Here is a 24,755-nt window from a genome sequence, read left to right as displayed (position 1 = left end):
ACGACGTGTACTCTTACCTCTGCGCGCCACCAGGAAAGATCGCGTGCGCGCCCCCTTAGCTCAGTCGGCAGAGCGTCTCCATGGTAAGGAGAAGGTCTACGGTTCGATTCCGTAAGGGGGCTCAGAGGGTTCTGTTGGACCCGCCACGGCGGTGTAGCTCAGATGGCAGAGCAAGCGGCTCATAATCGCTGTGTCGCCGGTTCAAGTCCGGCCACCGCTACTCTCGGGCGCCGGGGCAAACCCGGAGACCGAAACAAGAGGGCGCTGTCGGCGCCCACTTTGCGTGTCCGCGTGGCAGGCGTCTACGCTGGTACGTCGTAGTTCAGTCCGCTAACGAGGAAGGCGCCCCGCCGTGGCCAAGGCGACCGATGTCCGTCCCAAGATCACTTTGGCGTGTGTGGAGTGCAAGGAGCGCAACTACATCACGCGTAAGAACCGCCGTAACGACCCGGACCGCATCGAGCTGAAGAAGTTCTGCCCCCGGGACGGCAAGCACACCGTTCACCGCGAGACCCGCTGATCGACGCCGACGCGAGTCGGCCGACCAGAGACCACCAGCATCGCCGTTCCGGCCCTGGTGAGCGCGCCCCGAGCCGCTCCCGCCCAGGCCCGGGGCGGCGATTCTGCTCTGCACGCCCCTGCGCTGCTGTGTACGCCCTGCGCCCGCCGCGCCCCGCCCGGTCCGCTGTCCCGCCGTCCGGCGGCGACCTTCCGGGCCCCTGACGGGCTTGCGGCTGGCTCGTCCCCGACCTCCGTTGGGTGCCCTTCCTGGGCTCCGACAGGCTCGTCCCGGCCGCCGGGCGGCGGCCCCGGCGGATCGCCCCCGCCGTGTAGGTTCGGCGGCATGTCCCTGGACCCGTCCTTCGTCGGCCGCAGCTATCCGCCGACCCCGCCGTACCAGGTGGGCCGCGAGAAGATCCGAGAGTTCGCCACGGCGATCGGGGCCGTCGACCCGGCACACCACGATCCGGACGCCGCCCGGGCGCTCGGGCACGCCGACGTGGTGGCGCCGCCGACCTTCCCGTTCACGATCACGATGGCGGCCAGCCGGCAGATCGTCGAGGACCCGGAACTCGGCGTCGACTACAGCCGGGTGGTCCACGGCGACCAGCGGTTCCGCTACACCCGGCCGGTGATCGCCGGTGACGAGCTGGTCTGCGTCAACACCGTCGAGGAGATCCTCAACCGGGGCGCGCACAGCTTCATGACCACCCGTACCGAGGTGAGCACGACGGCGGGGGAGCCGGTGGTCACCGTCTGGACCAAGCTCGTCGTACGCGGAGAGGGCTGAGATGGATCTTGCACCTCGTACCTTCCGGATCACCCGCGCGGACCTGGTCCGCTACGCGGGCGCCTCGGGCGACTTCAACCCCATCCACTGGAGCGACCGGTTCGCCACCAAGGTGGGCCTGCCCGGGGTGATCGCGCACGGCATGTTCACCATGGCGCTGGTCGGGCGCGCGGTCACCGACTGGGCCGGTTCACCGGACGCGGTGGTGGAATACAGCGTCCGGTTCACCCGGCCGGTCGTGGTGCCGGACGACGACGAGGGCACCGAGATCGAGGTGAGCGCCGCCGTCCGGGGTGAGCCCGAGGACGGACTCACCCGGCTCGACCTGACCGCGACCTGCCAGGGCGAGAAGGTGCTCGCCCAGGCCCGGGCGGTGATCCGCACTCCGGCATAGCTCCGGCTGGACCGGGCGGGACGGGCTCGCTGGGGCACACCGGTTGGGAAACTCGTGCCTCTACCCGTACACTGGTCCGCCGTGGGGCAAGTGGCCTCTACTCAGGCGTGCGTGCCTGAGTGGGTCGGCTGCCCACACAGGGGTGTAGCTCAATTGGCAGAGCAGCGGTCTCCAAAACCGCAGGCTGCAGGTTCAAGTCCTGTCACCCCTGCGCCTACGGCCTGACCGGTCCCGGGATCGGCGTCGCCATCACCTGTGGCGACCGGCTCGTGTTGGTGGCATCGGCGGGGTCGAGCCGAGGCGGTTCGTCCGCCCGGTCCGGTCCCTGACGGATCCGCCGGCCGCGGGCCGTTCCGGGGGACGGTCGTCCGGAGGGTTCGGTCGAGGGCGGTCGGTGCCCGAGACGGAGACTCCGGGTTCCGGCCGGCGTGAAAAGCGCAGCGCGCGTCCACCGACGCGCGTACCAACCACCCGGCGACGGAGGGCGAAGTGGCCGAGAAGAATCGGCGCGACGAGGACGACAACGACCGTCTCGACGACGAGATGATCGACGACGTCGTCGACGATGACGCCGACGACGAGGCGGACGAGCCGGTCGGACGCGGTGGCACCGCCACCCGGGAGCGCACCAAGGCCGACGAGGCGGACAGCAGGCCCAAGACCAAGACCGAGGGCCGGGTCGGAATATTCGGCCGGCTTGCCCGGTTCTTCCGCGAGGTCGTGGCAGAGCTGCGTAAGGTCATCTGGCCGACCCGTAAGGAGCTGCTGACCTACACCGCCGTGGTGGTCGTGTTCGTCGCCGTGGTGCTGACGATCGTGGCCGGGCTGGACTACGCCTTCGCCCGCGGCGTGCTGTGGGTCTTCGGTGGCTCCAGCTGACCACCTGCCCCACCTGATAGTGACGGAAGTGAGCGAGCGTGCCTGAGTACGACGAGACCGCCGAGACCCCGGACGAGCAGTCCGCGGTGGCGACGGCGAGCGGTACCGAGTCGGTCGAGGCCGCCAACGAGCCGGAGTTCGCCGCCGCCGAGGCGCCGGACGAGGACTACGACCCGGTCGCCGAGCTGCGGCAGAAGCTGCGCTACGCGCCCGGCGACTGGTTTGTGGTCCACTCGTACGCCGGTTACGAGAACAAGGTCAAGACGAACCTGGAGACCCGGATCACCAGCCTCGACATGGAGGAGTTCATCTACCAGGTCGAGGTGCCGACCCGGGAAGAGGTCGAGGTCAAGAACGGCAAGCGGCTCCAGGTCCAGAACAAGGTCTTCCCGGGCTACATCCTGGTCCGGATGGAGCTCACCCCGGAGTCGTACTCCTGCGTGCGCAACACCCCGGGGGTGACCGGCTTCGTCGGCGCGACCGACCGGGCCGACCGGCCCGCGCCGCTCTCGCTCGACGAGGTGCTCAAGTGGCTCGCCCCGGCGGTGGAGACCGAGACCAAGAAGGCGAAGCCGGAGGTCAAGGTGCTCGACTTCGAGGTCGGCGACTCGGTCACCGTGACCGACGGCGCCTTCGCGTCGCTGCCGGCCACGATCAGCGAGATCAACGCCGACCAGCAGAAGCTCAAGGTCCTGGTCTCGATCTTCGGTCGGGAGACTCCGGTCGAGCTCAACTTCAACCAGGTCGCCAAGATCTGATCGACGGCCCGCCCGGGCTCCGGCCGGGGCCGACCTCGGCGCGTCGCCCGAGCCGGCGCTGCGCTACTCTTGAACGTCGCCCGTCACGCAGGCGCGCTTGACCGTGCGCGCCGACGGGTGGCCTCAGGTGCACGTTCCCCAGTTTCAAGCCCAGGAAGTGACATGCCTCCGAAGAAGAAGCTCGTCAAGACGTTCACGCTTCAGCTCCCGGCGGGCCAGGCCACCCCGGCGCCGCCGGTCGGCCCGGCGCTGGGTCAGCACGGCGTCAACATCATGGAGTTCTGCAAGTCGTACAACGCGCAGACCGAGTCGCAGCGCGGTGACATCGTGCCGGCCGAGATCAGCGTGTACGAGGACCGGACCTTCACCTTCGTGCTGAAGACCCCGCCCGCCGCCCGTCTGCTGATCAAGGCCGCCGGCGTGCAGAAGGGCTCCGGCGTCCCGCAGAGCCAGAAGGTCGGCTCGGTCACCCGCGCCCAGTTGCGCGAGATCGCCGAGAAGAAGATGTCCGACCTCAACGCCAACGACGTCGAGCAGGCCGAGAAGATCATCGCCGGCACCGCCCGGTCGATGGGCATCACGGTCAAGGAATAGTCTTCCGCCCACCCCTGACCGGCACGACCAGTTCGTGGGAGGGCCGCGGCGTTCCGTGGCCCGCCATACACCACAGGAGTAATCAGAGATGCAACGCAGCAAGAGCTACCGCAAGGCCGCCGAGGCCATCGACCGGGACAAGCTCTACACCCCGATCGAGGCCGTACGGCTGGCCAAGGGGAGCAGCACCGTCAAGTTCGACGCCACGGTCGAGGTCGCGATGCGCCTCGGCGTCGACCCCCGCAAGGCCGACCAGATGGTCCGGGGCACGGTCAACCTCCCGCACGGCACCGGCAAGACCGCCCGCGTGATCGTCTTCGCGGCCGGCGCCAAGGCCGAGGAGGCGACCGCCGCCGGAGCCGACGTGGTCGGCACCGACGAGCTGGTGGCCCGGATCCAGGAGGGCTGGCTGGACTTCGACGCGGCGATCGCCACGCCGGACCAGATGGCCAAGATCGGCCGGATCGCGCGGATCCTGGGCCCGCGCGGCCTGATGCCGAACCCGAAGACCGGCACGGTGACCATGGACGTCACCAAGGCCGTCTCGGACATCAAGGGCGGCAAGATCACCTTCCGGGTGGACAAGCACTCCAACCTGCACCTGATCATCGGCAAGGCCTCGTTCTCCGAGGCCCAGCTGGTGGAGAACTACGCCGCGGTGCTCGACGAGGTACTCCGGACCAAGCCGTCCGCGGCCAAGGGCAAGTACCTCCGGAAGGTCACCCTCACCACCACCATGGGCCCGGGCGTTCCGGTCGACCCGAACGTGGTGAAGAACCTGCGGGAGTCGGCCGAGGTCTGAGCCTCGACCGACCCGGTAAGTCCCGTCCGACGCGGGGCGCCCAGCGACGACGTTTCGCGGGGCGCCCCGCGTCGGCGTCTGCGCCGTCGCGCCCCCGCGCTCCGGGCGCCGCTGTGGCACTCTGCTATCCGTGCGACTGGATCAGGTCTGGCTGCGGTACGGCGCCCGCGCCCCCTGGGTGCTCCGCGCGGTCGAGGTGGAGATCGACCCCGGGCAGAGCGCCGTGGTGCTCGGTCGGAACGGCGTGGGCAAGTCGACGCTGCTCCAGCTGGCCGTCGGCGTACTGGACCCGACCCGGGGCGTGGTCCGCGACCGCCCCGGCATCGTGGGCTGGGTGCCGGAGCGGTTTCCGGCCGACCAGCCGTACACCGTCGACCAGTACCTCACCGGGATGGGGCGGATCCGGGGACTCTCTGGCACGGCGACGGCCCGTACCGTGACCGGCTGGATCGAGCGCCTCGGACTGGCGGCGTACCGCGACGTCCGGCTGCCGGCGCTCTCCAAGGGGACGGCCCAGAAGGTCGGGCTGGCCCAGGCCCTGCTCCGCCCGCCCGGTCTGCTCGTCCTCGACGAACCCTGGGAGGGGCTGGACGGGCCCACCCGGGAGCTGGTCCCCGAGCTGATCGGGGAGGTGCTCGACGACGGCGGTTCCGTGCTGGTCAGCGACCATCGCGGCGAGACCGTGCGACTGCCGCACGCCGCCCGGTGGAGCGTCGCCGACGGGACGGTGACCGTCCTGGCCCCGGCCGCCGCCGAGCAGCAGGTCGCGGGGGTACCCACCGGGAGCGTGCCGACCGGGCCGCCGGCCGTCGCCGAGCGGCGGATCACCGGGGGCGCGACCTCCGTGGTGGAGATCGCCGTGCCGGCCGCCCAGGCCCTGGAGACGGTCGCCGCGCTCCGCCGCGCCGGCCACCGGGTCCTCCGGGTACGCCCTGCCGAGCCGCCGACCCTCAGCGACGGTGATCCCCCGGCCAGGCTGCCCGCCCCGCCGGGCACCCCGGCCGTCCCCAGCGCGCAGGCCGTTCCCGGCGCCTCGGCCGTTCCTGCCGTGCAGGGTGCTCCCGGTGTCCGGGCCGCGCCGGCCGTTCCCGGTGTGCCGAGCGGTTCGGTCGCTCCGGCCGGGGCGGTCGACGGGGACGGGCAGCCGGGGGATTCCGTCGCGGCCGCCGGGGAGGCGTCGTGACCGCGCTGGCCCGGATGCGGCTGGCGGGTTTCGTCCGGACCGCCCGGGCGCTGCCGCCGCTGATCGCCGGGCTGGTCGCGCTCAGCGTGCTGTACGGGGGCGGCGCCGCGCAGGCCGCCGAGGCGTACGGCGTCTCCGCCGTGGTCCTCTTCCCGGTCCTCGCCTGGCAGACCAAGCTGCTGCTGGACACCGAGCCGGACACCCAGCGCCGGCTCGCCGTGGTCGCCGCCGGTCGGCGGGCGGAACTGGCCGGCGGGGTGTTCGCCGCCGGGCTGGCCGGGCTGGCCCTGATCCCGGTCGCGCTGCTGCTGCCCTGGCTGCTCGGCGGGGTCACCGGGCCACAGCGGGCCGGTGACCTGCCGCTCGCGCTGGGCCTGGCGGTGGGGCTCTGGGCGCACCTGCTGATCCTGCCGGCGGCGGTCGCGCTCGGTGCGCTGGCCAGCCGGGCGGCGACCAGCAGCCCGCTGTACGGGCTGACCGCCCTGGTCGGCGGGGTGGTCGGGGTGTACGTGTTCGGGCTGAAGGAGTCGGTGCTGCCCTGGATCGCGCCGCCGGTACTCGCCACCGCCCGGGCCAGCACCGCCGGCCCGACCGCCGGGTCGGTGGCCCTGTTGACCGGGCACGCCGTGATCTGGAGCGCGGTGGCGTTGGCCGGTTACGCCTGGCTGCGCCGCCGTCGGGCGTGATCCGGACGTCGGCAGGTGGGCGGGTGCCGGGGCGGACGTGAGCTGGAGCACCCGGGGTGATTTGGTCGTCACGGCCGGCGTCGCGTACTCTGATAAGTCGGTCAGGCTAGCCTGGTCGACGTTTTAACCCAGAGACCGCTGGTCACCGTGCCCTGGCACGGTCGAAGGTCCCGCTCGACGGGCGGCCCGCGCAGGGGGAGACGGTAGCGTGCCAGGTCGTGTCCGCATGACCTTCCCCGCCCCGTGCGCCCTGCGCCGGGGCTTCTCTCGTTGTGGTGGGATCTCCGATCCGCACCCGGGCTCCGATCGCGCCGCCGGCCGATCGGGCGTGGTCAGCCTGGAGTAACGAGAGAGGAGGGACATGGCGGACAAGCCGGTTCGGGCCGACAAGGCCACCGCCGTCGCCGAGCTCACCGAATACTTCCGCAACTCGGGCGCCACCGTGCTCACCGAGTACCGCGGGCTGACGGTTTCCCAGCTCACCCAGCTGCGCCGCTCGCTCGGTCGGGACACGACCTACGAGGTGGCGAAGAACACGCTGGCCAAGCGTGCCGCGACGGACGCTGGCATTGCCGGCCTCGACGAGCTGTTCACCGGTCCTACCGCGCTGACCTTCGTCTCCGGCGACGTGGTCGAGGCGGCGAAGGGTCTGCGGGAGTTCGCGAAGGCCAACCCGAAGCTCGTCATCAAGGGTGGCGTCTTCGAGGGCCGGGCGATCACCGCGGACGAGGTCAACAAGCTCGCCGACCTCGAGTCCCGTGAGGTGCTGCTGGCCAAGATGGCCGGCGCGATGAAGGGCAGCCTGAGCAAGGCCGCTGCCCTGTTCCAGGCGCCGCTGGCGCAGACCGCCCGCCTGGCGGCTGCCCTGCAGGACAAGCGTGAGAAGGAGGGGCAGGCCTGATCGGCCAGCCCTCCGGTACCCCGATATTCGTGTAAGAAATCAGGAAAGGACGCCAGACACCATGGCGAAGCTCAGCACCGAAGAGCTGCTCGACGCGTTCAAGGAGATGACGCTGATCGAGCTCTCGGAGTTCGTGAAGCAGTTCGAGACCACCTTCGACGTGACCGCCGCCGCGCCGGTGGCCGTCGCCGCCGGTGGCCCCGCGGCCCCGGCCGCCGAGGCCGAGCCGGAGCAGGACGAGTTCGACGTCATCCTGGAGGCTGACGGCGGCAAGAAGATCCAGGTCATCAAGGTCGTGCGTGAGCTGACCGGCCTGGGCCTGAAGGAGGCCAAGGACCTCGTCGAGGCCGCGCCGAAGCCGGTCCTGGAGAAGGCCAACAAGGAGGCCGCCGACAAGGCCAAGGCCAAGCTGGAGGCCGAGGGCGCGAAGGTCACCCTCAAGTAGTTTCCGCTCCACGCCGCGCCCGGTGTGTCCGTACCGACCAGCTCTCCGTTCCGCCGAGCGGGAGTCGCAGGGGTACGGGCCACCGGAGGCGGCCCGCGTCGCTCTAGTGAGCTGACGCACAGCAATGTCGCCGACGGGCGGCGATCCGGCGCCGGATCGCCGCCCGTCTCCGTCCGCTGACTGGCTGCGACCGTCGATGATCAGGGCTTTGACGCCTCGGACGGCCGTCGTTGGCCCGTCCGGCCGGTCAGGCTCGGATGGCGACCCGGGCAAAGAGGTCGCCCGACCCGGGCATCAGCCCTTGACGCGGCACGAACCGGCAGGCACGCTGACATCAGCAAGACCTTCCGCGCTTGCGACGGCCGACACCTGGGTAAGGGCCACGGCAGCACCACGAGCCGCTGGTTCCTACGAGGCCTAGCGGGATGCGTGCGGGACGTGTGAGCGCGCTCAGCGCGCGCCAGCCACTGGTTGGCGACACGTTCTGCAACGCCCTGCCGTGGTGGGCTGGACAGCGGTTAGCCGCTCGGCTACACTGCTAGTTTGCGCTGCCTTCCGACTTGACCCCTGCTCGGAATGTCCAGTTTTGGGCGTTTGGAGTGGGGCCATTGGAGTGCACGCGTGACAGCCGCATCTAGCAGCACCGGTCCTCGGAAGGACGCATCTTGGCAGCTTCCCGCCCTGCGAAGACCAGTCGTACGTCGAGCGCTTTCGCGCCCCGCCGAATCTCCTTCGGCAGGATTACCGAACACCTCGAGGTCCCCAACCTCCTCGCCATCCAGAACGAGTCGTTTGACTGGCTGGTCGGCAACGAGGCTTGGCAGGGCCGGTCGGCCGACGACCCGCACGCTCGATCGGGTCTCGCCGAGATCCTCGACGAGATCAGTCCCATTGAGGACTTTTCTGGCACTATGTCGCTCTCCTTCTCCGCGCCGCGCTTCGACGAGGTCAAGGCCTCGATCGAGGAGTGCAAGGAGAAGGACCTGACCTACTGCGCCCCGCTGTTCGTGACCGCGGAGTTCACCAACAACACCACCGGCGAGATCAAGAGCCAGACGGTGTTCATGGGTGACTTCCCGATGATGACGCCGAAGGGCACCTTCATCATCAACGGCACCGAGCGCGTGGTGGTCAGCCAGCTCGTCCGGTCCCCGGGCGTCTACTTCGACAAGCAGCCGGACAAGACCTCCGACCGCGATCTCTCCAGCGTCAAGGTCATCCCGAGCCGGGGTGCCTGGCTGGAGTTCGACATCGACAAGCGCGACACCGTGGGTGTCCGCATCGACCGTAAGCGCCGGCAGGCCGTCACCGTCCTGCTCAAGGCGATCGGCTGGACCAACGAGCAGATCCGTGAGCGGTTCGGCTGGTCCGAGCTGATGATGACCACCCTGGAGAAGGACCACATCGCCGGGGTGGACGAGGCGCTGCTCGACATCTACCGCAAGCTCCGGCCGGGCGAGCCCCCGACGCGGGAGAACGCCCAGACCCTGCTCGACAACCTCTTCTTCAACCCGAAGCGGTATGACGTCGCCAAGGTCGGCCGATACAAGTTCAACAAGAAGCTCGAGCTGGACGTGCCGATCAACACCGGCACGCTGACCGAGGACGACATCGTCGCCACCGTGGAATACCTCTGCCGGCTGCACGCCGGTGAGGAGGGCTACGAGGCCGACGACATCGACCACTTCGGCAACCGCCGGCTCCGTACGGTGGGCGAGCTGATCCAGAACCAGGTTCGGGTCGGCCTCTCCCGGATGGAGCGGGTGGTCCGCGAGCGGATGACCACCCAGGACGTCGAGGCGATCACGCCGCAGACCCTGATCAACATCCGTCCCGTCGTGGCGGCGATCAAGGAGTTCTTCGGCACCTCGCAGCTGTCCCAGTTCATGGACCAGACCAACCCGCTGGCGGGCCTGACCCACCGGCGCCGGCTGAGCGCGCTCGGCCCGGGTGGTCTGTCCCGGGAGCGGGCCGGCTTCGAGGTCCGGGACGTGCACCCGTCGCACTACGGCCGGATGTGCCCGATCGAGACGCCGGAAGGCCCGAACATCGGCCTGATCGGCGCCCTGTCGACCTTCGGCCGGGTCAACCCGTTCGGCTTCATCGAGACGCCGTACCGGAAGGTCGTCGAGGGCCGGGTCACCGACCAGATCGACTACCTGACCGCCGACGAGGAGGACCGGTTCGTCAAGGCGCAGGCCAACACCGCGCTGCGCGCGGACGGCACCTTCGCCGAGGACCGGGTCCTGGTCCGCCGGAAGGGCGGTGAGGTCGACTACGTCGCACCCACCGCGGTCGACTACATGGACGTGTCGCCGCGCCAGATGGTGTCGGTCGCCACCGCCATGATCCCGTTCCTCGAGCACGACGACGCCAACCGGGCACTGATGGGCGCGAACATGCAGCGCCAGGCGGTGCCGCTGGTCAAGGCCGAGGCGCCGCTGGTCGGCACCGGCATGGAATACCGGGCCGCGGTCGACGCCGGTGACGTGGTCGTCGCCGAGGTCGGCGGCGTGGTCGAGGACCTCTGCGCCGACTACGTGACGGTGCACCAGGACGACGGCCACCGGCGTACCTACCTCCTGCACAAGTTCCGTCGCTCCAACGCGGGCTCCTGCGTCAACCAGAAGCCGGTCGTCTTCGAGGGCGACCGGGTCGAGGCGGGCCAGGTCATCGCGGACGGTCCGTGCACCGACGACGGCGAGATGGCGCTCGGCCGCAACCTGCTGGTCGCGTTCATGCCGTGGGAGGGCCACAACTACGAGGACGCGATCATCCTGTCGCAGCGCCTCGTCCAGCAGGACGCCCTCACCTCGATCCACATCGAGGAGCACGAGGTCGACGCCCGGGACACCAAGCTCGGTCCGGAGGAGATCACCCGCGACATCCCGAACGTCAGCGAGGAAATGCTCGCCGACCTCGACGAGCGCGGCATCATCCGGATCGGCGCCGAGGTCGTCACCGGCGACATCCTGGTCGGCAAGGTCACGCCCAAGGGCGAGACCGAGCTGACCCCGGAGGAGCGGCTGCTCCGCGCGATCTTCGGCGAGAAGGCGCGCGAGGTCCGGGACACCTCGCTGAAGGTGCCGCACGGCGAGACCGGCACGGTCATCGGCGTGCGGACGTTCAGCCGGGAGGACGGCGACGAGCTGCCGCCGGGCGTCAACGAGCTGGTCCGGGTCTACGTGGCACAGAAGCGGAAGATCCAGGACGGTGACAAGCTCGCCGGCCGGCACGGCAACAAGGGCGTCATCTCGAAGATCCTGCCGGTCGAGGACATGCCGTTCCTGGAGGACGGCACCCCGGTCGACATCGTGCTCAACCCGCTCGGCGTGCCGAGCCGGATGAACATCGGCCAGGTGCTGGAGACCCACCTCGGGTGGGTCGCCAAGACCGGCTGGCAGGTCCAGGGTGACGACGCCGACTGGAAGCGGGCGCTGCGTTCGATCGACGCGCACGAGTCCGAGCCGGACACCAACGTGGCGACGCCGGTCTTCGACGGCGCCAAGGAGGAGGAGATCTCCGGTCTGCTCTCGTCGACCCTGCCCAACCGGGACGGCAAGCAGCTGATCGGCGCGAGCGGCAAGGCGCAGCTCTTCGACGGACGTTCCGGCGAGCCGCTGCCCGACCCGATCGCGGTCGGCTACATCTACATCCTCAAGCTGAACCACCTGGTCGACGACAAGATCCACGCTCGGTCGACCGGCCCGTACTCGATGATCACGCAGCAGCCGCTGGGTGGTAAGGCGCAGTTCGGTGGCCAGCGGTTCGGTGAGATGGAGTGCTGGGCGATGCAGGCGTACGGCGCCGCGTACGCGCTCCAGGAGCTGCTGACGATCAAGTCCGACGACGTACTCGGCCGGGTCAAGGTCTACGAGGCGATCGTCAAGGGCGAGAACATCCCCGAACCGGGCATCCCGGAGTCCTTCAAGGTGCTGCTCAAGGAGCTGCAGTCGCTGTGCCTCAATGTTGAGGTGCTCTCCAGCGACGGCGTGGCCCTGGAGATGCGCGAGACCGACGACGAGGTCTTCCGCGCTGCGGAGGAGCTCGGCATCGACCTGTCCCGGCGTGAGCCGAGCTCGGTCGAAGAGGTGTAGTGGGTGGTGGGTTCGGGGCGGCTGGAGCCGCTCCGGACCCCAACCCCGGGTGCCAGCAACAGAAACGACACGACACGAGGGACATATAACGTGCTCGACGTCAACTTCTTCGACGAGTTGCGGATTGGCCTGGCCACCGCCGACGACATCCGTCAGTGGTCGCACGGCGAGGTCAAGAAGCCTGAAACGATCAACTACCGCACCCTGAAGCCGGAAAAGGACGGGCTCTTCTGCGAGAAGATCTTCGGTCCGCAGCGGGACTGGGAGTGCTACTGCGGTAAGTACAAGCGGGTTCGGTTCAAGGGCATCATCTGTGAGCGCTGCGGCGTCGAGGTGACCCGCTCCAAGGTGCGGCGTGAGCGGATGGGCCACATCGAGCTGGCCGCGTCGGTGACGCACATCTGGTACTTCAAGGGTGTGCCGAGCCGGCTGGGCTACCTGCTCGACCTGGCGCCGAAGGACCTCGAAAAGATCATCTACTTCGCGTCGTACGTTGTCACCAGCGTCGACACGGAGGCGCGGCACCGTGACCTCGCCACGGTGGAGAACGAGATCCTCGCCGAGAAGCGGCAGGCCGAGAACAGCCGCGACTCGGAGATCGAGAAGCGGGCCGCCAAGCTCGAGGCCGACCTGGCCGAGCTGGAGGCCGAGGGTGCCAAGGCCGACGTGCGGCGCAAGGTCAAGGAGGGCGGAGAGCGCGAGATGCGCCAGATCCGCGACCGGGCGCAGCGCGAGATCGACCGCCTCGACGAGGTGCTGGACACCTTCCGCAAGCTGGAGCCGAAGCAGCTCGTCACCGACGAACTGCTCTACCGCGAGCTGCGGGACCGGTTCGGCGAGTACTTCACCGGTGGGATGGGCGCGGAGGCGATCAAGGCGCTGGTCCAGAACATGGACCTGGACGCCGAGGCCGACAACCTCCGCGAGATCATCCGTACCGGCAAGGGGCAGCGGAAGATCCGGGCGCTCAAGCGGCTCAAGGTCGTGGCGGCGTTCCTGAACACCCGCAACTCGCCGCTCGGGATGGTGCTGGACTGCGTACCAGTGATCCCGCCGGACCTGCGCCCGATGGTGCAGCTCGACGGTGGCCGGTTCGCGACCTCGGACCTGAACGACCTCTACCGCCGCGTCATCAACCGGAACAACCGGCTCAAGCGACTGATCGACCTCGGCGCGCCCGAGATCATCGTCAACAACGAGAAGCGGATGCTCCAGGAGGCCGTCGACGCGCTCTTCGACAACGGTCGACGCGGTCGTCCGGTCACCGGCCCGGGCAACCGGCCGCTGAAGTCGCTGTCGGACATGCTCAAGGGCAAGCAGGGCCGGTTCCGGCAGAACCTGCTCGGCAAGCGGGTCGACTACTCCGGTCGTTCCGTCATCGTGGTCGGTCCGCAGCTCAAGCTGCACCAGTGCGGCCTGCCCAAGCAGATGGCGCTGGAGCTGTTCAAGCCGTTCGTGATGAAGCGGCTGGTCGACCTCAACCACGCGCAGAACATCAAGTCCGCCAAGCGGATGGTCGAGCGGCAGCGGCCGGTCGTCTGGGACGTGCTGGAAGAGGTCATCGGCGAGCACCCGGTACTGCTGAACCGGGCGCCGACCCTGCACCGGCTGGGCATCCAGGCGTTCGAGCCGCAGCTCGTCGAGGGCAAGGCGATCCAGATCCACCCGCTGGTCTGCACCGCGTTCAACGCGGACTTCGACGGCGACCAGATGGCGGTACACGTGCCGCTGTCGGCCGAGGCGCAGGCCGAGGCCCGGATCCTGATGCTCTCGTCGAACAACATCCTCAAGCCGGCCGACGGCAAGCCGGTCACCATGCCCACCCAGGACATGGTCATCGGCCTCTACCACCTCACCCACCTCACCCCGGGTGAGATCGGCGAGGGTCGGGTGTTCAGCTCGGACGCCGAGGCGCGGATGGCGTTCGACAACGGCGAACTGCACCTGCAGACCCCGGTGAAGATCCGGCTGCGCGGTGTGACCGAGGTGGACAACGGGCCCGGCGCCTCCCGGTGGACCGCTCCGGAGGAGTGGGTACCGGGTGAGCCGCTGACCGTGGAGACCACGCTGGGGCGGGTGCTCTTCAACGAGACCCTGCCGCAGGGCTACCGGTTCGTGAACTACGAGATCCGCAAGGGGCAGCTCTCCGCGATCGTCAACGATCTCGCCGAGCGGTTCCCGAAGGTGGCGCTGGCCGCGACGCTCGACGGGCTCAAGGAGGCCGGTTTCCACTGGGCCACCTGGTCCGGCGTGACGATCGGCATGGAGGACGTCATCGCGCCGCCGCGCAAGCGGGACATCCTGGAGCGGTACGAGAAGGAAGCCGAGCGGATCGACAAGCAGTACCAGCGGGGTCTGATGACCGCCGAGGAACGTCGCGGCGAACTCATCGAGATCTGGACCAAGGCGACCAACGAGGTCGCCAAGGAGATGGAGACTGCGCTGCCGCAGGAGAACCCGCTGTGGAAGATGATCAACTCGGGTGCCCGCGGTAACCTGCTCCAGCTCCGCCAGATCGCCGCGATCCGTGGTCTGGTGGCCAACCCGAAGGGCGAGATCATCCCGCGGCCGATCAAGGCCAGCTACCGGGAGGGTCTCTCCGTACTGGAGTACTTCATCTCCACGCACGGTGCCCGGAAGGGTCTCGCCGACACGGCGCTGCGTACCGCCGACTCGGGTTACCTGACCCGTCGTCTGGTGGACGTCTCGCAGGACGTGATCATCCGCGAGGAGGACTGCGGCACCGACCGCGCCATCCCGATGCAGATCGCGACCCAGCTCGACGGCAGGCTGGTGGCACACGAGCACGTGGAGACCAGCGTGCACGCCCGTACCCTCGCCGACGACATCAAGGGGCCGGACGGCAACCTGGTCGCCGAGCGGGGTGCGGACATCAACACGATCCTGGTCGACAAGATCGTGGGTGCCGGGGTGGACACCGTACGGGTCCGCAGCGTGCTCACCTGCGAGTCCAAGCTCGGCGTCTGCGGGGCGTGCTACGGCCGCTCGCTGCCGACGGGCAAGACCGTGGACGTCGGCGAGGCGGTCGGCATCATCGCCGCCCAGTCGATCGGTGAGCCGGGCACGCAGCTCACGATGCGTACCTTCCACACCGGTGGTGTCGCGGGTGAGGACATCACCCAGGGTCTGCCCCGGGTCCAGGAGATCTTCGAGGCCCGGGTCCCGAAGGGCAAGGCGCCGATCGCCGACACCCCGGGCCGGATCCGGATCGAGGACGGCGAGCGGTCGCGCAAGATCATCGTGGTGCCGGACGACGGCAGCGACGAGATCGTGTACGACAAGATCTCCAAGCGGGTGCCGCTCCAGGCACACGACGGTGATCACGTCGACGTCGGCCAGAAGCTGACCAAGGGCACCATCGACCCGCACGAGCTGCTGCGGATCCTCGGCCCGCGGGCGGTCCAGGTCCACCTGACCCAGGAGGTCCAGGAGGTCTACCGGTCGCAGGGTGTGCTCATCCACGACAAGCACATCGAGATCATCATCCGCCAGATGCTCAAGCGGGTGACGGTGATCGACTCCGGCGCGACCGAGTTCCTGCCGGGTGTGCTGGTCGACCGGGCGCTCTTCGAGTCGGAGAACCGCCGACTCGTCTCCGAGGGCGGCGAGCCCGCGGCGGGCCGGCCGGTGCTGATGGGCATCACCAAGGCCTCGCTGGCCACGGACTCGTGGCTGTCGGCGGCGTCCTTCCAGGAGACCACCCGGGTGCTCACCGACGCGGCGATCCACGCCCGGAGCGACTCGCTGATCGGTCTCAAGGAGAACGTCATCATCGGTAAGCTCATCCCGGCCGGTACGGGCATCAGCAAGTACCGCAACATCCGGGTCGAGCCGACCGAGGAGGCGAAGGCCAAGGTCTACTCGATGACCGGCTACCCGGAGACCGACTACGGGTTCGGGCCGGCCAGCGGCCAGGCTGTGCCGCTGGACGACTTCGACTTCGGGTCGTACCGCTGAGGCGACATCTCCGGGACGCCCCGCCCGTCGGTTGACGGGCGGGGCGTCCCGCTTTTCCGGCCGTGGTAGCCGGGTTGGGTAGGCTGACGCGGTGACCACCACGCCGGACGCCGGCCCGGCCACCCGGCATCCCCTCGACCCGGATCCGGTGCGCTCCACGAAGTCGCGGGCGGTCTTCGCCCTCGGCCTGATGGCGCTGCTGACCGGTCCGGCGGTCGGGGGCATCGTCCCGGCGACGGTCGCGATGCTGCTGGCCCGGCAGGCCCGCCGCGAGGCGTACGCGTCGGGCGGCTATCTGACCGGCGCCGCCTGGCTGCGTCGCGGTGAGCGGTTGGCCTGGGCCGGGCTGGTTCTCGCCGCGACCGCGGTGGTGGTGGCGACCGTGATCGGTGTGGTCCAGTGGGCCGACGGCTCGGTGGGTCAGGACTTCGCACCCGGGGTCGACTGACCGGCCCGGCGGCGCCGGGTGCCGGCCCGAGCTACCGGACGTGACCGGACCGGCGGTGGACGGCCCTGCGACGGTAACCTGACCTTGGCACGACGTGTCGGGCCCGGTCGACGGATTCTCCTCGGCCGGTCGGTTCCGCCCTGGTTGGCGGCTCGGTGGTTGCAGGGGGAGTTCCGTGACGGAGGAGGCGCAGCCACCCCGGGTGGAGCGCGCGGCGGACGAGACGCCGGGGCAGCCGGCAGCGGACCAGCCCCGCTACCACGAGCCCTCGTACGCGCTGCCGACGGATGCGCCGCTGCCGGCGTCGACGCCGCTGCCGGGCGCCCCGGGACAGCCAGCTCCGGCGGGGCACGAGTGGGCCCGTCCCGCGTCGGGCCCGCCGGCCCCGGCGAACCCCGGTGCGGCCTGGTCGGGTACCCCCTCCGGCCCGGCGCCGGTGGGGGTGCGCGGGGCGGCGTACCCGATGCCGGAGGCGTTCCGGACCGACCCGCAGGCGGCCCCGGCCGGGTACCCCGGGACGGGCGGACCGGCCGGTGGAGCGGGCCTGGCCGGCGGCGCGCGGTTCGGGGCGGTGCCGGCGCCGCCACGGGAGTCGATGCGGGCGCCGAGCCGGGTGGACGCGGTCCCGGGTACCCCGTTCGGCCTGGTACATCTGGAGGTGGCACCGGTCACCTCGGGGCCGGCGGTGGCCTCGCTGGTCACCGGGGGCGGATCGGTGCTGGTCGCCTTCGCCGGCGGCTGCCTCGGCCTCGCCGGCAGCAGCCCGGCGGACTGGGGTGGCTGGGTGGCTGGCGCCTTCGCGGTGCTCGCCGGGCTGCTCGGGGTGACCGGCCTGCTGCTGGGGGAGCTGGGGCGCCGGCAGACCTCGCCGGGCGCTCGGCCGCTCTGGCCCGGTCGCCGCGGCCCGGCGCCCGGAACCGCACCGGGTGCCACGGCGCCGCCGGTCCGGTTCACCGGCCGGGGCCTGGCGATCGCCGGGATCAGCTGTGCCGGCGTCGGCCTGGCACTGACCGTGATCGCGCTGGCCGTGGCGGTGCTGCTGCAACTGGCCTGAGCGCGGTCACGGGCGGGCCGGTCCGGGCGGCGGATGTCGGGTTACCGGGCCGACGGGCCGATCGCGAGATCAGCCGGTACACTTGAAAACCGGCAGTGCTTCTCGGGAGCGACGCGGAGATCCGGGCCTGGCCGGGGGTTGCTCGACAACCTTCCGGAGTCCTGTTTTGACGTGCCCACTCACGGTAGGTACTCTTTCCTCTCGTGCCCGGGCATGCCCGGGCAACTCGTGCGTGTGCCCGAGCCCACATGGTGGCAATCGAGCAACGTCACGACAAAGTCGAAACGAGTCGGCTACGCCCCAGCGTGCCGACGGGCTGGAATCCGGCGTCGACGAGCGGCGGCGGAGACCGCGAGCGGGCGACACGCCCGACCGCGGGTGCCGGGACCGTCCCGAGACGGCCCTGGTTGGAAGGTAAGAGAGCCACCCGCGTGGGGGGCTAAGACACACGGCGCGGTCGCAGAGGGCGGCCGAAGGGAGCGGAAAACCCGGTGCCCACGATCCAGCAGTTGGTCCGCAAGGGCCGCCAGGCGAAGACGAGTAAGACCAAGACGCCGGCGCTGAAGGGGAGTCCTCAGCGGCGCGGCGTGTGCACGCGCGTGTACACCACCACCCCCAAGAAGCCGAACTCCGCGCTGCGCAAGGTCGCTCGGGTGAAGCTCAGCAGCCAGATCGAGGTGACCGCCTACATCCCGGGCGTCGGGCACAACCTCCAGGAGCACTCCCTCGTGCTGGTCCGTGGTGGCCGGGTGAAGGACCTTCCGGGCGTGCGCTACAAGATCGTCCGCGGTTCGCTGGATACCCAGGGTGTCCGCAACCGCAAGCAGGCCCGCAGCCGCTACGGCGCGAAGAAGGAGAAGAGCTGACATGCCGCGTAAGGGCCCTGCTCCGCGCCGGCCGCTGGTCGCGGACCCGGTTTACAACTCCCCGCTGGTCACCCAGCTGGTGAACAAGATCCTGCTCCGTGGCAAGCGTCAGCTCGCCGAGCGCATCGTCTACGAGGCCCTGGAGGGCTGCCGGGAGAAGTCCGGCACCGACCCCGTGGTCACCCTGAAGCGGGCGATGGACAACGTGAAGCCGACCCTGGAGGTGCGCAGCCGCCGGGTCGGTGGCGCGACCTACCAGGTGCCGGTCGAGGTCAAGCCGCAGCGTGCCACCACGCTGGGCCTGCGCTGGCTGGTCACCTACTCCCGCGCCCGCCGGGAGAAGACGATGGTCGAGCGGCTGATGAACGAGCTGCTCGACGCGAGCAACGGTCTCGGCGCCGCCGTCAAGCGGCGTGAGGACACCCACAAGATGGCCGAGTCCAACAAGGCCTTCGCGCACTACCGCTGGTAACGGCCTCCGGGTTCCGGCGCGGTTAGCCGCGCCGGGGCCCGGCACCGGTCGCGATCACACCGACGAGACGACAAGTAGGGATTGAAGTGGCCGCCGCAGACGCGCTCGCCAACGTACGCAACATCGGCATCATGGCGCACATCGATGCCGGTAAGACCACTACCACCGAGCGAATCCTGTTCTACACCGGCATCACCTACAAGATCGGTGAGGTCCACGAGGGCGCCGCCGTCATGGACTGGATGGAGCAGGAGCAGGAGCGGGGCATCACCATCACCTCCGCCGCCACCAAGTGCGAGTGGAAGGGCCACACGATCCAGATCATCGACACGCCCGGCCACGTCGACTTCACGGTCGAGGTCGAGCGGTCGCTGCGGGTCCTCGACGGTGCGGTGGCCGTCTACGACGGCGTCGCCGGCGTGGAGCCGCAGACGGAGAACGTCTGGCGTCAGGCCGACAAGTACAACGTCCCCCGGATGTGCTTCGTCAACAAGCTCGACCGGACCGGCGCGGACTTCTTCCGCTGCGTGCAGATGATGATCGACCGGCTCAACGCCACCCCGCTGGTGCTCCAGGTGCCGATCGGCGCCGAGTCCGACTTCATCGGCGTGGTGGACCTCGTCGGCATGCGTGCCCTCACGTGGCGCGGGGAGACCCAGAAGGGCGAGGACTACGCGGTCGAGGAGATCCCGGCCGAGCTGGCGGAGACCGCCGCCGAGTGGCGCGAGAAGCTGCTGGAGACCCTGGCCGACGTCGACGACTCGGTGATGGAGAAGTACCTCGAGGGCGAGGAACTCTCGGTCGAGGACATCCAGGCCGGCATCCGCCGCGCCACCATCGAGGGCAAGGCCAACCCGGTGCTCTGCGGTACCGCGTTCAAGAACAAGGGCATCCAGCCCATGCTCGACGCGGTGGTCGCCTACCTGCCGTCGCCGCTGGACATCCCGGCGATCGAGGGCACGGCCGCCGACGGGGAGACCCCGTTGCAGCGCAAGCCGTCGACCTCGGAGCCCTTCTCCGGTCTCGCGTTCAAGATCCAGACCGACAAGCACCTGGGCAAGCTGACCTACTTCCGGGTCTACTCCGGCGTGGTCGAGTCCGGGTCCCAGGTGGTCAACTCCACCAAGGACCGCAAGGAGCGGATCGGCAAGATCTACCAGATGCACGCCAACAAGCGGGAGGAGCGCAGCTCCGCCAAGGCTGGCGACATCATCGCGGTACAGGGCCTGAAGCAGACCACCACCGGTGACACCCTCTGCGACCCGGCCAACCCGGTCATCCTGGAGTCGATGACCTTCCCGGAGCCGGTCATCGAGGTCGCGATCGAGCCGAAGACCAAGGCCGACCAGGAGAAGCTGAGCACCGCCATCCAGCGGCTCGCCGAGGAGGACCCGACCTTCCGGGTCAAGCTCGACGAGGAGACCGGCCAGACGGTCATCTCCGGCATGGGCGAGCTGCACCTGGACATCCTGGTGGACCGGATGCGCCGCGAGTTCAACGTCGAGGCGAACATCGGCAAGCCGCAGGTGGCGTACCGGGAGACCATCCGCCGCAAGGTGGAGAAGATCGAGTACACCCACAAGAAGCAGACCGGTGGTTCGGGGCAGTACGCCCGGGTCATCGTCAGCCTCGAACCGCTGCCGCTGGACAACGACTCGCCGACGTACGAGTTCGCGAACGCGGTCACCGGTGGGCGGATCCCGCGGGAGTTCATCCCGTCGGTGGACGCCGGTGCCCAGGACGCCATGCAATACGGCATCCTCGCCGGCTTCCCGCTGGTGGGTGTGAAGCTGACCCTGCTGGACGGCCAGTACCACGAGGTCGACTCGTCGGAAATGGCCTTCAAGATCGCCGGTTCGATGGTGCTGAAGGACGCGGCCCGCAAGGCCGATCCGGCACTACTCGAACCGATGATGTCGGTCGAGGTCACGACGCCCGAGGAGAACATGGGCGACGTGATCGGCGACCTCAACTCCCGCCGGGGCATCATCCAGGCGATGGAGGAGCGCAGCGGCGCTCGCATCGTCCGGGCCCTGGTGCCGCTGTCGGAGATGTTCGGCTATGTCGGCGACCTGCGGTCGAAGACCCAGGGCCGGGCTAGCTACAGCATGCAGTTCGACTCCTACGCCGAGGTTCCCGCGAGCGTGGCGAAGGAGATCATCGCGAAGGCGACGGGTGAGTGAGCGGAAACGCGCACTGACCCGGTGCCGGGCCGGTGATACCGCGAGCGCGGCGGGCGGGTAATCTCGCCCGCGGCGCCCACGGGCCGGGCTGCTAGACCGGGCCTGAAGGTTTCACCGCCGCAAGACCCACATGACTTCCCGGCCGGGAACCCTCGGTCGGAAAGGCTGTCGACAGAGTCCTGAGCGCCGAATGGCGTGCCGGGCGTACGAACCAAGAAGTCCACAGGAGGACACCAGTGGCGAAGGCGAAGTTCGAGCGGACTAAGCCGCACGTCAACATCGGCACCATTGGTCACATCGACCACGGTAAGACGACGCTGACGGCGGCCATCACCAAGGTCCTGCACGACAGGATGCCGGACCTGAACCCGTACACGCCGTTCGACGAGATCGACAAGGCGCCGGAGGAGAAGGCCCGGGGCATCACGATCTCGATCGCACACGTCGAGTACCAGACCGAGGCGCGGCACTACGCACACGTCGACTGCCCCGGTCACGCCGACTACATCAAGAACATGATCACCGGTGCCGCGCAGATGGACGGCGCGATCCTGGTGGTCGCGGCGACCGACGGCCCGATGCCGCAGACCCGCGAGCACGTGCTGCTGGCCCGCCAGGTCGGCGTTCCCTACATCGTCGTGGCGCTGAACAAGAGCGACATGGTCGACGACGAGGAGCTGCTCGAGCTGGTCGAGCTCGAGGTCCGCGAGCTGCTCTCGGCGCAGGAGTACCCCGGTGACGACCTGCCGGTCGTCCGGGTCTCGGCGCTGAAGGCGCTCGAGGGCGACCCGGAGTGGACCGACAAGCTCATGGACCTGATGAGCGCCGTCGACACCGCCATTCCGCAGCCGGAGCGCGAGACCGAGAAGCCGTTCCTCATGCCGATCGAGGACGTCTTCACGATCACCGGTCGGGGCACCGTGGTGACCGGCCGCGCCGAGCGCGGTGTGCTCAAGCCGAACGAGGAGGTGGAGCTCGTCGGTATCCGCGAGAAGTCGCAGAAGACGGTCTGCACCGGTATCGAGATGTTCCGCAAGCTGCTCGACGAGGCCCGTGCGGGTGAGAACGTCGGTCTGCTGCTGCGTGGCATCAAGCGCGAGGACGTCGAGCGCGGCATGGTGGTCGTCAAGCCCGGCACCACCACCCCGCACACGGAGTTCGAGGCGACCGTCTACATCCTCTCCAAGGAGGAGGGCGGCCGGCACACCCCGTTCTTCCAGAACTACCGTCCGCAGTTCTACTTCCGGACCACGGACGTTACCGGCGTCGTCACGCTGCCCGAGGGCACCGAGATGGTCATGCCGGGTGACAACACCACGATGTCGGTCAAGCTGATCCAGCCGATCGCGATGGAGGAGAACCTGAAGTTCGCCATCCGCGAGGGCGGCCGGACGGTCGGCGCCGGGTTCGTCACGAAGATCGTCAAGTAATCAAGTAATTCAGGTAACCCCGATTAGCGTTGCCGTGCGGTAGTACGGCATACTGGTCAGGTTGCGTACCGGCGGGGTGGCTGGCTGTCAGCAGCCAGCCACCCTTGCTGGGCGTCCGGAGGTAGTTGATCTATCCCCGGCGCCCCGATACTTCCCGCACGGGCGGGACCGCCTCGGACTTTCCGGGGTGGAGTCCGGCCCCGGGGTGCGACACGCCCGACCGCGGGGGTCGGACAGCACGGGAACTGGGCAGCGCCCGAGCCCGGCATGGAACATCCCGCTCCCCCTCCGGGAGAGCGGCTCCGCTGGAGCGGGCGGGCGGGACGGACAAGGCGAGAGAAGGAACAGAGGCCACCATGGCGGGACAGAAGATCCGCATCCGGCTCAAGGCGTACGACCACGAGGTGGTCGACTCCTCGGCGCGCAAGATCGTTGAGACGGTGACGCGTACCGGGGCTCAGGTCGCGGGCCCGGTGCCGCTGCCCACGGAGATCAACCGTTTCTGCGTGATCCGTTCGCCGCACAAGTACAAGGACTCGCGTGAGCACTTCGAGATGCGCACGCACAAGCGTCTGATCGACATCATCGACCCGACCCCCAAGACGGTCGATTCGCTCATGCGCCTCGACCTGCCGGCTGGCGTCGACATCGAGATCAAGCTGTAGGGACCGGACTAATGGACAGGCAAGTGAAGGGCATCCTGGGCGCCAAGCTCGGCATGACCCAGGTCTGGGACAACAACAAGGTTGTCCCGGTGACCGTGGTGCAGGCCGGACCGTGCGTCGTCACCCAGGTCCGCACCGCTGAGAAGGACGGCTACTCCGCGGTCCAACTGGCGTACGGCGTGGTCGACCCCCGGAAGGTCAAGAAGCCGATCGGCGGCCACTACGCCAAGGCCAACGTGGCGCCGCGCCGGCACATCGTCGAGCTGCGCACCACCGACGCCGCCGACTACGAGCTGGGTCAGGAGGTCAGCGTCGAGGCGTTCGCCGTCGGTACGCCGATCGACGTGACCGGCCGCACCAAGGGCAAGGGCTTCGCCGGTCCCATGAAGCGGCACGGCTTCCACGGTCTGCGCGCCAGCCACGGTGTCGAGCGCAAGCACCGCTCGCCCGGTTCGATCGGCGCCTGCGCGACCCCCGGCCGCGTCTTCAAGGGCACCCGGATGGCCGGCCGGATGGGTGGGGCGCGCTACACGGTGCAGAACCTCACCATCCAGGCGGTCGACCCGGAGAACAACCTGCTCCTGGTCCGCGGCGCCGTCCCCGGCCCCAAGGGCGCGCTGGTGCTGGTCCGCTCGGCCGCCAAGGTCGTGGCCAAGAAGGGCGGTGCGGCATGACCACCGTTGACGTGCTGACCGCCGAGGGCACCAAGAGCGGCTCGGTCGAGCTGCCCGCCGAGGTCTTCGACGTGCAGGCCAACATCGCGCTGATGCACCAGGTCGTGGTCGCCCAGCTCGCCGCCGCGCGGCAGGGCACGCACAAGACCAAGACCCGTGGCGAGGTCGCCGGTGGCGGCAAGAAGCCGTACAAGCAGAAGGGCACCGGTCGGGCCCGGCAGGGTTCGATCCGCGCGCCGCAGTTCGCCGGCGGTGGCGTCGTGCACGGGCCGGTCCCGCGTGACTACAGCCAGCGGACCCCGAAGAAGATGAAGGCCGCCGCGCTGCGGGGTGCCCTCTCGGACCGGGCCCGCGGCGGCCAGGTGCACGTGGTCGAGACCTTCGTCTCCGGCGACAAGCCGTCGACCAAGGCAGCCCTCACCGCGCTGCGCAAGGCGACCGAGGCCAGGCGGGTGTTGGTCGTGCTCAGCAGCACCGACGAGCTGAACTGGCTCTCGCTGCGCAACGAGCCCCGGGTACACCTGCTGGAGGCGAGCCAGCTCAACACGTACGACGTGCTGGTGGCCGACGACGTGGTCTTCACCAAGGAGGCCCTGGACGAGTTCCTGGGTGTCCGTGGTGGGGCGCAGGGTGAGGAGAGCGAGAAGTGAGCACCATCGCCGACCCGCGAGACATCATCTTCGCGCCGGTCGTCTCAGAGAAGAGCTACAGCGAGCTGAACAAGAACTGGTACACCTTCCTGGTGCACCCGGACGCCAACAAGACCGCCATCAAGATCGCGATTCAGCAGATCTTCGACGTGCGCGTCCTGACGGTGAACACGCTCAACCGCGAGGGCAAGCGCAAGCGCACCCGCACCGGGTACGGCAAGCGCAAGAACACCAAGCGGGCGATGGTGAAGCTGGCTGACGGTGACCGTATCGAGGCCTTCGGCGGCCCGGTCAGCTGAGGGGTA

Annotated in this window: 23 protein-coding genes and 3 tRNA genes; all 26 read left to right on the top strand. The window is 69.3% G+C overall.

From position 1 onward, the window contains the following. Window positions 1-49: 49 nt before the first annotated feature. The 26 genes from C6361_RS26625 to rplW all read left to right on the top strand — a co-directional run bounded on the left by C6361_RS26625 (window position 50) and on the right by rplW (window position 24,749). Window positions 50-122: transfer RNA gene (locus tag C6361_RS26625), tRNA-Thr, on the top strand. A 25-nt stretch (window positions 123-147) separates the two neighbouring features. Further along, window positions 148-220: transfer RNA gene (locus tag C6361_RS26620), tRNA-Met, on the top strand. A 132-nt stretch (window positions 221-352) separates the two neighbouring features. Next, complete coding sequence (gene rpmG, locus C6361_RS26615) at window positions 353-520, top strand: 50S ribosomal protein L33 (RefSeq protein WP_013288652.1); 168 nt, start codon at window positions 353-355, stop codon at window positions 518-520. Window positions 521-844: 324 nt separating this feature from the next. Beyond that, window positions 845-1,291, top strand: a complete 447-nt coding sequence (locus C6361_RS26610; protein ID WP_107260928.1) for a MaoC family dehydratase N-terminal domain-containing protein — start codon at window positions 845-847, stop codon at window positions 1,289-1,291. 1 nt (window position 1,292) lies between these two features. Continuing rightward, complete coding sequence (locus tag C6361_RS26605; RefSeq protein WP_107260926.1) at window positions 1,293-1,685, top strand: MaoC family dehydratase; 393 nt, start codon at window positions 1,293-1,295, stop codon at window positions 1,683-1,685. 138 nt (window positions 1,686-1,823) lie between these two features. Beyond that, window positions 1,824-1,896: transfer RNA gene (locus C6361_RS26600), tRNA-Trp, on the top strand. Window positions 1,897-2,174: 278 nt separating this feature from the next. After that, on the top strand, window positions 2,175-2,564 hold the full coding sequence (gene secE, locus C6361_RS26595; protein WP_107260924.1) for a preprotein translocase subunit SecE: 390 nt from the start codon (window positions 2,175-2,177) through the stop codon (window positions 2,562-2,564). A 38-nt stretch (window positions 2,565-2,602) separates the two neighbouring features. After that, entirely contained in the window at window positions 2,603-3,322 is a 720-nt protein-coding gene (gene nusG, locus C6361_RS26590) for a transcription termination/antitermination protein NusG (protein WP_107260922.1), read from the top strand. A gap of 162 nt (window positions 3,323-3,484) precedes the next feature. Further along, window positions 3,485-3,916, top strand: coding sequence for a 50S ribosomal protein L11 (rplK, locus tag C6361_RS26585; protein WP_107260920.1), 432 nt, complete (start codon window positions 3,485-3,487; stop codon window positions 3,914-3,916). A gap of 88 nt (window positions 3,917-4,004) precedes the next feature. Beyond that, window positions 4,005-4,718, top strand: a complete 714-nt coding sequence (gene rplA, locus C6361_RS26580) for a 50S ribosomal protein L1 (protein ID WP_107260918.1) — start codon at window positions 4,005-4,007, stop codon at window positions 4,716-4,718. 130 nt (window positions 4,719-4,848) lie between these two features. Continuing rightward, window positions 4,849-5,901 (top strand): ATP-binding cassette domain-containing protein, encoded by a 1,053-nt coding sequence (locus C6361_RS26575; RefSeq protein WP_107269351.1) that lies wholly within the window; start codon window positions 4,849-4,851, stop codon window positions 5,899-5,901. Next, window positions 5,898-6,587 (top strand): hypothetical protein, encoded by a 690-nt coding sequence (locus tag C6361_RS26570; RefSeq protein ID WP_107269350.1) that lies wholly within the window; start codon window positions 5,898-5,900, stop codon window positions 6,585-6,587. Before C6361_RS26575 ends, C6361_RS26570 begins: the two co-directional genes overlap by 4 nt. A gap of 361 nt (window positions 6,588-6,948) precedes the next feature. Beyond that, a complete protein-coding gene (rplJ, locus tag C6361_RS26565) occupies window positions 6,949-7,488 on the top strand; it encodes a 50S ribosomal protein L10 (RefSeq protein WP_101368155.1) in 540 nt (179 codons plus the stop codon). 61 nt (window positions 7,489-7,549) lie between these two features. After that, window positions 7,550-7,933 (top strand): 50S ribosomal protein L7/L12, encoded by a 384-nt coding sequence (rplL, locus tag C6361_RS26560; RefSeq protein WP_101368154.1) that lies wholly within the window; start codon window positions 7,550-7,552, stop codon window positions 7,931-7,933. Window positions 7,934-8,598: 665 nt separating this feature from the next. Further along, on the top strand, window positions 8,599-12,030 hold the full coding sequence (locus C6361_RS26555; RefSeq protein ID WP_107260913.1) for a DNA-directed RNA polymerase subunit beta: 3,432 nt from the start codon (window positions 8,599-8,601) through the stop codon (window positions 12,028-12,030). Window positions 12,031-12,120: 90 nt separating this feature from the next. Continuing rightward, window positions 12,121-16,008, top strand: a complete 3,888-nt coding sequence (locus C6361_RS26550) for a DNA-directed RNA polymerase subunit beta' (protein ID WP_107260911.1) — start codon at window positions 12,121-12,123, stop codon at window positions 16,006-16,008. A gap of 91 nt (window positions 16,009-16,099) precedes the next feature. After that, window positions 16,100-16,456: a hypothetical protein gene (locus tag C6361_RS26545; RefSeq protein ID WP_107269349.1), complete on the top strand. Its 357-nt coding sequence runs from the start codon at window positions 16,100-16,102 to the stop codon at window positions 16,454-16,456. A 175-nt stretch (window positions 16,457-16,631) separates the two neighbouring features. Further along, window positions 16,632-17,510, top strand: coding sequence for a hypothetical protein (locus C6361_RS38340; protein ID WP_234359018.1), 879 nt, complete (start codon window positions 16,632-16,634; stop codon window positions 17,508-17,510). 491 nt (window positions 17,511-18,001) lie between these two features. Beyond that, window positions 18,002-18,376, top strand: a complete 375-nt coding sequence (rpsL, locus tag C6361_RS26535) for a 30S ribosomal protein S12 (protein ID WP_101368150.1) — start codon at window positions 18,002-18,004, stop codon at window positions 18,374-18,376. Window position 18,377: 1 nt separating this feature from the next. Then, entirely contained in the window at window positions 18,378-18,848 is a 471-nt protein-coding gene (rpsG, locus tag C6361_RS26530; protein WP_101368149.1) for a 30S ribosomal protein S7, read from the top strand. Window positions 18,849-18,934: 86 nt separating this feature from the next. Continuing rightward, window positions 18,935-21,031 carry an elongation factor G gene (gene fusA, locus C6361_RS26525; protein ID WP_107260907.1) on the top strand — a complete coding sequence of 699 codons (2,097 nt, stop codon included), beginning with the start codon at window positions 18,935-18,937 and terminating at the stop codon, window positions 21,029-21,031. A gap of 236 nt (window positions 21,032-21,267) precedes the next feature. Next, window positions 21,268-22,461, top strand: coding sequence for an elongation factor Tu (gene tuf / locus C6361_RS26520; RefSeq protein ID WP_107260905.1), 1,194 nt, complete (start codon window positions 21,268-21,270; stop codon window positions 22,459-22,461). 356 nt (window positions 22,462-22,817) lie between these two features. Next, window positions 22,818-23,126, top strand: coding sequence for a 30S ribosomal protein S10 (gene rpsJ, locus C6361_RS26515; RefSeq protein WP_007073037.1), 309 nt, complete (start codon window positions 22,818-22,820; stop codon window positions 23,124-23,126). Window positions 23,127-23,137: 11 nt separating this feature from the next. Then, a complete protein-coding gene (gene rplC, locus C6361_RS26510) occupies window positions 23,138-23,800 on the top strand; it encodes a 50S ribosomal protein L3 (protein ID WP_107269348.1) in 663 nt (220 codons plus the stop codon). Next, the gene (gene rplD, locus C6361_RS26505; protein ID WP_107269347.1) at window positions 23,797-24,450 is read left to right on the top strand and encodes a 50S ribosomal protein L4; all 654 of its coding nucleotides are present in this window, start codon (window positions 23,797-23,799) and stop codon (window positions 24,448-24,450) included. Before rplC ends, rplD begins: the two co-directional genes overlap by 4 nt. Next, the gene (gene rplW / locus C6361_RS26500; RefSeq protein WP_101368144.1) at window positions 24,447-24,749 is read left to right on the top strand and encodes a 50S ribosomal protein L23; all 303 of its coding nucleotides are present in this window, start codon (window positions 24,447-24,449) and stop codon (window positions 24,747-24,749) included. The genes rplD and rplW overlap by 4 nt, the downstream gene beginning before the upstream one ends. The last annotated feature ends 6 nt before the right edge of the window (window positions 24,750-24,755 follow it).

The organism is Plantactinospora sp. BC1 (assembly GCF_003030345.1).
In the GTDB taxonomy this organism is placed as follows: Bacteria; Actinomycetota; Actinomycetes; order Mycobacteriales; family Micromonosporaceae; genus Plantactinospora.
This window is presented reverse-complemented; position numbering and strand designations above follow the sequence as displayed.

Bases quoted from the DNA above. Each gene is read 5' to 3' on its own strand.
- rpsJ (WP_007073037.1), top strand. From the start codon at position 22,818: ATGGCGGGACAGAAGATCCGCATCCGGCTCAAGGCGTACGACCACGAG.
- rplD (WP_107269347.1), top strand. From the start codon at position 23,797: ATGACCACCGTTGACGTGCTGACCGCCGAGGGCACCAAGAGCGGCTCG.
- C6361_RS26610 (WP_107260928.1), top strand. From the start codon at position 845: ATGTCCCTGGACCCGTCCTTCGTCGGCCGCAGCTATCCGCCGACCCCG.
- rplJ (WP_101368155.1), top strand. From the start codon at position 6,949: ATGGCGGACAAGCCGGTTCGGGCCGACAAGGCCACCGCCGTCGCCGAG.
- C6361_RS26605 (WP_107260926.1), top strand. From the start codon at position 1,293: ATGGATCTTGCACCTCGTACCTTCCGGATCACCCGCGCGGACCTGGTC.
- rpsG (WP_101368149.1), top strand. From the start codon at position 18,378: ATGCCGCGTAAGGGCCCTGCTCCGCGCCGGCCGCTGGTCGCGGACCCG.
- rplC (WP_107269348.1), top strand. From the start codon at position 23,138: ATGGACAGGCAAGTGAAGGGCATCCTGGGCGCCAAGCTCGGCATGACC.
- rplK (WP_107260920.1), top strand. From the start codon at position 3,485: ATGCCTCCGAAGAAGAAGCTCGTCAAGACGTTCACGCTTCAGCTCCCG.
- rplA (WP_107260918.1), top strand. From the start codon at position 4,005: ATGCAACGCAGCAAGAGCTACCGCAAGGCCGCCGAGGCCATCGACCGG.
- rplL (WP_101368154.1), top strand. From the start codon at position 7,550: ATGGCGAAGCTCAGCACCGAAGAGCTGCTCGACGCGTTCAAGGAGATG.